Origin of the sequence: Streptomyces poriferorum (assembly GCF_019399235.1) — a bacterium.
GTDB classification, from domain to species: Bacteria; Actinomycetota; Actinomycetes; order Streptomycetales; family Streptomycetaceae; genus Streptomyces; species Streptomyces poriferorum.
The window spans coordinates 1-606 of the sequence record NZ_JAELVH010000616.1; the positions used below are offsets into that span (position 1 = coordinate 1).

The following is a 606-nucleotide window of genomic DNA, read 5'->3' on the forward strand; positions in this document are numbered from 1 at the left end:
AATCGCCGGACGGGCTTGAGTGGGGTGCGGGCTTGCGTCCGCGATGGCCGGACGGGGCTGAGTGGGGCGCGGGGCCCCGTCCTCGAACGCCGGACGGGCCTGAGCGGGCCGACGTCCCCGTCCGGGCGGCCGGGCCGCCGGACGCATCGCCCTACACGCCCGCGGCCATCGCGTGGCGGTCCAGGAAGTCCTTGACGTCCACCGAGCCCCGGCCCCGGGGGCGCAGGACCGTCACCGCGTCCGCCAGCATCGTCCGGATCCGGGACGACTGGACCTGGTCCAGCAGGTCCAGCACCCGGTGCCCCGTCGCCGCCGCCTCCTCCGTGAGGCCCGCCCGCGCCAGGTCCGTGGTCAGCTCGGCACGGTACAGCGCCAGGTTCCGGGTGAAGTGCGGGTCCTGCAGCCGCGTCGCCCGCCGTGCGTGGCGCGCGGCCCTCGACCAGTCGCCCAGCGCCGACCAGCACTGCGCCTCCAGCATCTCCAGCTCCGCCTCCCGGAAGAAGGTCATCCACTCCGGGTCCGCCGCGGACGGCCCCTTCCCGAACGCGGTGTGCGCCCGGCCCAGCGCCCGTTCGCAGCCGGTACGGTCCCCGAGCCCGGCCCGGC

At 76.7% G+C, this 606-nt stretch carries 1 protein-coding gene; it reads right to left on the reverse strand.

The window, feature by feature from the left end; translation table 11 throughout:
* Nucleotides 1-151: 151 nt before the first annotated feature.
* Nucleotides 152-606: NsdA family TPR-like regulatory protein (locus JGS39_RS40055; RefSeq protein WP_505391884.1), on the reverse strand; the 455-nt coding region annotated here is incomplete at its 5' end.